The organism is Vibrio sp. Vb2960 (assembly GCF_033337665.1).
GTDB classification, from domain to species: Bacteria; Pseudomonadota; Gammaproteobacteria; order Enterobacterales; family Vibrionaceae; genus Vibrio; species Vibrio alginolyticus.
In genome coordinates this window covers 1-6,062 of sequence record NZ_JAWORD010000046.1, presented here as the reverse complement: position 1 = coordinate 6,062, position 6,062 = coordinate 1, and the positions used below count along the sequence as shown (strand labels likewise).

Annotated in this window: 6 protein-coding genes and 1 pseudogene; all 7 read right to left on the bottom strand. The window is 40.9% G+C overall.

All coding sequences use genetic code 11. From position 1 onward, the window contains the following. Window positions 1-96: 96 nt before the first annotated feature. The 7 genes and pseudogenes from R7O03_RS22380 to R7O03_RS22345 all read right to left on the bottom strand — a co-directional run bounded on the left by R7O03_RS22380 (window position 97) and on the right by R7O03_RS22345 (window position 5,968). Complete coding sequence (locus R7O03_RS22380) at window positions 97-1,305, bottom strand: serine/threonine-protein kinase (protein ID WP_193286422.1); 1,209 nt, start codon at window positions 1,303-1,305, stop codon at window positions 97-99. A gap of 153 nt (window positions 1,306-1,458) precedes the next feature. Further along, a pseudogene (locus R7O03_RS22375) lies at window positions 1,459-1,917 on the bottom strand (N-acetyltransferase family protein). A gap of 144 nt (window positions 1,918-2,061) precedes the next feature. Next, window positions 2,062-2,724, bottom strand: coding sequence for a hypothetical protein (locus R7O03_RS22370; protein ID WP_318132058.1), 663 nt, complete (start codon window positions 2,722-2,724; stop codon window positions 2,062-2,064). Window positions 2,725-2,857: 133 nt separating this feature from the next. After that, window positions 2,858-3,217: a hypothetical protein gene (locus R7O03_RS22360; RefSeq protein ID WP_104979452.1), complete on the bottom strand. Its 360-nt coding sequence runs from the start codon at window positions 3,215-3,217 to the stop codon at window positions 2,858-2,860. 758 nt (window positions 3,218-3,975) lie between these two features. Next, the gene (locus R7O03_RS22355) at window positions 3,976-4,407 is read right to left on the bottom strand and encodes a T6SS immunity protein Tdi1 domain-containing protein (RefSeq protein WP_005386969.1); all 432 of its coding nucleotides are present in this window, start codon (window positions 4,405-4,407) and stop codon (window positions 3,976-3,978) included. A gap of 156 nt (window positions 4,408-4,563) precedes the next feature. Next, window positions 4,564-5,385, bottom strand: coding sequence for a phospholipase D-like domain-containing protein (locus R7O03_RS22350; protein ID WP_258653338.1), 822 nt, complete (start codon window positions 5,383-5,385; stop codon window positions 4,564-4,566). A gap of 115 nt (window positions 5,386-5,500) precedes the next feature. Continuing rightward, window positions 5,501-5,968, bottom strand: a complete 468-nt coding sequence (locus R7O03_RS22345) for a hypothetical protein (protein WP_318132056.1) — start codon at window positions 5,966-5,968, stop codon at window positions 5,501-5,503. Window positions 5,969-6,062: the final 94 nt, after the last annotated feature.

Sequence of the window (6,062 nt, the reverse complement as noted above, 5' to 3'; positions counted from 1 at the left end):
TGCTTCCGCATACCACCTTAAACACTAAAATCAACGCATAGTAAAAATGCCACGCGTTGCGAATCACTCTTAAACAGATTGTTAGTATTCTGATCCTCAGAAAGGAATGTCATCATCAAAATCTGTAGCTAATGGCGGTTGTTGTGGCTGCCCCCAAATAGGCTGTTGAAGTTGTGATTGGTTTTTGCTCAGACACTTGCTGCAGCCTGCTGATGTATCTTTACCAATATCTGTTTTCTTCAGATGGGAGCCACAACTGTCACACTCTGGCAGTTTGAATAATTCAGTACCGCAACCACCACAAAAACGAGTCTCCGCAATTGGGTATCCACACTGGCACTGATAAGTTAACTTATCACCACATGAAGTACAGTGGATATCAATACTATTTTCGATGAAGTTTGCACCCTTATAGTACCCATTAGGAGACCATGATGCATCAGGACATTTTAAGTTAGAACAAAGCGCTTTACTTGGCGTATTGACAGTAAAGTGTCCAGCACCCGATATACTTTTTAGTTCTCTAAGAATGTCGTCTACGTTTTGATAACGATTATTCGCCTCGTATTCTGAAGCTTTGTTGATTAAGTTTCTCAGCGCATAAGGAATTGATAGCTCGGGCTTGTCTAGAGATTTTAAACTTGGAGCTCCTGTCAACAACTTACACAGTGTGAGCCCCAAAGAGTAAATATCAGTCCGACAGTCCACATTTTTCATATCGACATTTTGTTCTGGGGAAATGTATTCAGCAGAGCCTAAGCGATCTCCTGTTCGTGTCGCTCTTGTAAAATTAGGGTTCCCGGAAGGAGCAAAACCAATAGAGAAATCTATAAGATAAGCATGACCAGCAGATGACAACATTATGTTTGATGGTTTGATGTCCCTGTGAATTATACCTTTCGAGTGAACAAGCGAGAGTGCATCAAGCACTTGGGTAGCGATACTGATGGCTTGTCTATGTTCAATGACCCCATTTTTTTGAACATATTCTTCCAGATTTATGCCATCGATGTACTCCATCACAATGTATGGAACTAAGTCGCGACCGCATTCCACTTCACCATGCGTAATAACATATGGTATTGCAGGGTGTTGTGCCTCAGCGAGAATAAAAGCTTCTCGTTTGAACTTTTTCTTTAGCTCAGAGTTGTTTCGATTGAATATACTGTCGAAGAATTTTACAGCAACAAATCTTTCCAAAGAGTTTTGCTTGGCTTTCTTAGTTTTACCAGAAAGCCCGCTACCGATATCACCTAGTAGCTCAAAGCCTTGACGCTTTAAATGAATAGAATACTCGTCCAACATTTACCTCTGAACTTAAAAAGAATACTAACGCCCTGTTAAGGGGTGAGCAACGCAATACCGATGCCGCCGCATACCACCCTAAACACTTAAACCAACGCACAGTGAAAATGCCACGCGTTGCGAATCCCTCTTGAACAGTTTGTTATGTGCGTGCTAATTGAGGTACTTTTGCCAATGTTGCAGCCCTTTCAAAACTACTCTGTAATCTTCGTAGTCTAATGAGCTATAGAGTTTTTTAGCTGCAACATTATCATCACCGACCTCTAATGTGATTTTGAGGTAATCATTATCACGACAATACTGTTCGATACCATTCAGTTGTGCCTTGCCAACACCTTTACCACGAAAGTTGTCCGACACCATAAAATCATGGATATTCATCAATCTTTGCGCACGATAAGTTGAGAACGATTCAAAGCAAACTGCAAAACCAGCAGGCTTATTGTCGACAAAACTGATAAATCCGTGGAAATAAGGCAATGAAAATAGCTGAGCAATTACTGCGAGATCTAGCTCAACTGAAAGTTCAGACAGGTACTATCTAAACAAAGCCTCGAATATACCTTTGTCCTCAACGCTTTCTGTTTCGATACGCCTGATTGTGATTTCCATATTCATTTCCACCAAAGCACATAACGTCCAATTAAGGTGTGAAGCACGAGACCACGACACTCAATTTGACCACCGTAGACACTGAACTCAACCCAAACCAAAAATGCCAAGCGTGCTGAATCACTCTTAAATTGTTTGTTATGCCTAAATTATTTGCAACTCCTGCCTCATCAACTCCATCAGCTCTTTAGCCGTTGCTTGCGTTTCTACTCCAAGAGCGGCCAACTCACTTTGAAATTTTGCAGATAACTCATTATTTTGAGACAAAACTATTTCTAGAAGTCTATTCATGAACTCATTGGACTTATCAAAAGATGCCTTAGTTAAGGCCTCCAAACGAGCGAATGTTTCAATCATCTGGTCGGTCGCAGTGAGTTTTAATTTGTTAGACTCTGCCTGTAGTTTCATTAAGTCTTCCATGCCATCGCGCATTACCTCGGAAATTTTTGACCCAAACCAACACACAACTTCACGCTCTTTTTCTTTGTCGCCAACTTGTGCAGCTGCTAAATAGTCATTGAAGTACTGGTCGATAATTGGTTGCATCTTTGCAGGAAGATCTACTTGATACTTTTTACCAAAGGCATCTAGATTAGACACGTATGCTTCGTACTGAGTGGCTTTAAGTTCGAATACTTTTTTCCTTCTCTCTGCTTCCAGCGACAATCCATGCTTCAAGTTCTCTAACGCTTTGTCATGGCTCTGCTTGTTAAAATAAACAAACAGACCCCAAAGCACGTTCACCACACCGAACACCCAAGCAAAATAGTCAGGGTTTTCCTGAATAACATTGTAAACAGATTCCATACTTCCTCTTTAGGCATAACGCCCTGTTAAGGTGTGAGCAACGCAATACCGATGCTGCCGCACACCACCTTAAACACTAAAGTCAACGCATAGTAAAAATGCCACGCGTTGTGAATCACTCTTAAACAGTTTGTTATGCGCTTTGCTCCACTAATTCAGCTGTTCCAATAGAAGCGACTCGTCCTTCAATATCAGTAACTATATCTCCGGAGAACTGATGATTAAGCTGAACTTGAACGTTAGGTAGGCCTATTGGTGCAATATTAATTAAGTACCCATCTTTTATGGTTTCCACCACGTATTTATGCTCGCCAGAAACTTTAAGCTCAGATAGAACGACACCTAAATTGCTATCGATTACCTCTGCAGATGACGCAGATAAACTGAAAACACATTCCCCCGACTCGCCTGAATTGGGAGCTAACAACATGAAACCCACATGTCTACCATCTATTGTTTTCAATACCATCGCTTTTGGTAGTTCATTATCCATACATCCCTCGATCTTTAAATGCACTAGCGCATAACGCCCTGCTAAGGGGTGAACAACGCAATACCGAAGCCGCTGCAAACCACCTTAATCACTAAATTCAACGCATAGTGAAAATGCCACGCGTTGTGAATCCCTCTTGAGCAGTTTGTTAGTTTGCAGACCCAAAGGGTTGATTTTACGTTGTTTTAAACTTTGCGAACAACAAAATTTATGTGCCTTGATGCATTTAAGTCAGGCGTAGTCTCAAAGCGGCTAGTCAATGAAACCACTTGGAACAAGCAACGCCGCAGAAAACGAACTCACAACACCAGAAACTGCTTTTGGAAAGGCAATCTCACAATGCGGACTTTCAACAAAGCCACTGAAACCACGTGAACTTACCACACCAGAGAAAACGTCCTCACAGCGAGTAAATCGGCTTTTGTATCAACAAACTCAACGAGCAGAGTTTCAGCAAAAAAATTCGACTCAGTGAACCCAAAAGTCGCCGCACCAAAGAACCAATCAACCGTTGAAACGATGCCAATTTTGGATTTTTATCACGTTAATTAACACTGAAATTGAACGCCGATACGACAATTTCAACTTTGAGCTTTTACCACTAGATCTTGCGATATAGCTGCATTTTTCCTCTTGCAAACTAACGCCCTGTTAAGGTGTGAGCAACGCAATACCGATGCTCCCGCATGCCACCTTAAACACTAGACGCAACGCATAGCAAAAATGCCACGCGTTGCGAATCACTCTTAAACAGTTTGTTATGTGTTTGCGTGCTGAAGTTGAAAATGCAACTGAGACATTAGTGATTGATATACTTTCATAGTAAATACTTGCAAATTTTCCATACAAAACTCACCACCAATAATTGGATGCAGATTCCAACCTAAGCATTCGTCTTGTTTTGGTTGTAGCCCGTGTTCGAGCGCCAAGTCATACCAACTAGTTAAAAAGACATTATCACACCAATCTTGTGATTTATTCATTTTATTGTACTCATGAAAGTCCGAAGCAATTGTTTCATAGGTACCATCTAAAACCGATAACAATGAAATTGAGCCATCCACTTCACCAAATAGCCAGTCACCCATGATGGTTAGATACAAAGGTTTCCCTGTAGGATTAAGCAACCATTTCCACTGAGGTAACAAGGTATCTATTTCTACGTCCGAGACTTCCCAAATAAACTGCATTTTTATCTTTCTCACTCTGTTTAGAAACCCATTGACACATAACGCCCTGTTAAGGGGTGAGCAACGCAATACCGAAGCCGCTGCATACCACCTTAAACACTAAAACTAACGCATAGTAAAGATGCCACGCGTTGCGAATCCCTCTTGAACAGTTTGTTATGCGTGTGCTGATTTGTGCGCCTGTTTTAGAGCAATAAATTGCTCAGCAAAATCTTCAGCTAGTTCTCTACTGTCTGTGATAGTAATGCTTTCATTATTGTATTGAGCATTCTTAGTCCAGTTGTATGAGCCATGAATTACCTTTTTAAAGTCAATAACACAAAATTTATTGTGCATGATTTTCTTGCCCCAATGACTTGAGGGAGCAATCTTATAGTACTCAATACCTTTGGTTGAGAAGTCTAAACCGTATTTGCTTGTTGTAGAATCATCATTAACGATGACCTGTATATTTAGACCATCACGGTGTTTGTTAAGTAAGGCATTGCCGATTTCTTTATCAGTGAACCAAGCCATTGCTACCCATATTGAGAATTTTGCTTGCAAAATGCTTTCTAAAATTCGCTGACGTATTTCTTGAAAGTATGCTTCCACATCAACAGTGGAATCTTCAACGTTACAGCCTGAGACAATAAAAACACCGAGAGAGTTTTGTTCTAACGAGTAACCGTCGTGCTTAATGATTTCATTAATGCCAACGGCTAGTTCGGCATAATTTTCTGAACGCCTACTATCAACTAACCCCTCAACCATTAACTTCATCTGATTAGTCCCATTGAGAGACTTTACAGTTTTCAGAACATAATCTTTTCGGCTTGCTGATTCAGGTAAACCACCATTTTGAAAAGAGTAAACGTCCCTAACACCAAATAAATTGAAGAACTTCACCAGATCAGGACCTGACATATACGGAGCGTCTGAGTCGTCACCTGTGACAAAACCTTTTAGAGCTTCAATAGAAAAATCTGATAATTTCATACTCTACCAATATTCGTAAAAACGCATAACGCCGCGTTAAGGCGTGACGTGATGCGTGCCAAACTTGAGCGAAGCGAAACTGGCACGCGTTGCGGAATCGCTCTTAAACGCTTTGTTATGTGTGTTCTAACGTGGCTTTGGGACCTAGCTTTTCGACTAATTCCGTCGGTGGATTTGAAAAATAAAAATAATCAAAACCATATACAGCACAGGCCACAATTTTGTCTTTTTTGTAGAAACGCCACCCCGAAACACCTTCATTGCAAGCAAGTAAATCATCAAGCAGATGATCCCCCATATTTTCCGAAATAACATGGAGACTATCGCGATTAAAGGTCCAGAACTTTTGACGCCGGATATTTGGCTCACCATTATACATTACGAAGATTTCAGCGACTGCCTCACCTAAATAGTATTGTTCAAACTTAGCCAATAATTTCCTCTGATATTCGATGGCAAACTCTGGCTCCTTATCTTCAATATCTACAGAAAACCTATCGCAACCAACGATGTGAGCGTATTCAAGAAGCCACTTTGACGTATTGTGATCTATCTCCTCATCCGAGACTCTAAGTATTTCCATCAGTTCTCCTAAGCACATAACGCCCTGTTAAGGTGTGAGCAACGCAATACCGAAGCTCCCGCATACCACCTTAAACACTAAAACCAACGCATAG

What these genes read in the sequence shown, in the direction of transcription:
- R7O03_RS22360 (WP_104979452.1), bottom strand. Translation starts at nt 3,217, where the DNA reads ATGGATAATGAACTACCAAAAGCGATGGTATTGAAAACAATAGATGGT.
- R7O03_RS22380 (WP_193286422.1), bottom strand. Translation starts at nt 1,305, where the DNA reads ATGTTGGACGAGTATTCTATTCATTTAAAGCGTCAAGGCTTTGAGCTA.
- R7O03_RS22345 (WP_318132056.1), bottom strand. Translation starts at nt 5,968, where the DNA reads ATGGAAATACTTAGAGTCTCGGATGAGGAGATAGATCACAATACGTCA.
- R7O03_RS22355 (WP_005386969.1), bottom strand. Translation starts at nt 4,407, where the DNA reads ATGCAGTTTATTTGGGAAGTCTCGGACGTAGAAATAGATACCTTGTTA.
- R7O03_RS22350 (WP_258653338.1), bottom strand. Translation starts at nt 5,385, where the DNA reads ATGAAATTATCAGATTTTTCTATTGAAGCTCTAAAAGGTTTTGTCACA.
- R7O03_RS22370 (WP_318132058.1), bottom strand. Translation starts at nt 2,724, where the DNA reads ATGGAATCTGTTTACAATGTTATTCAGGAAAACCCTGACTATTTTGCT.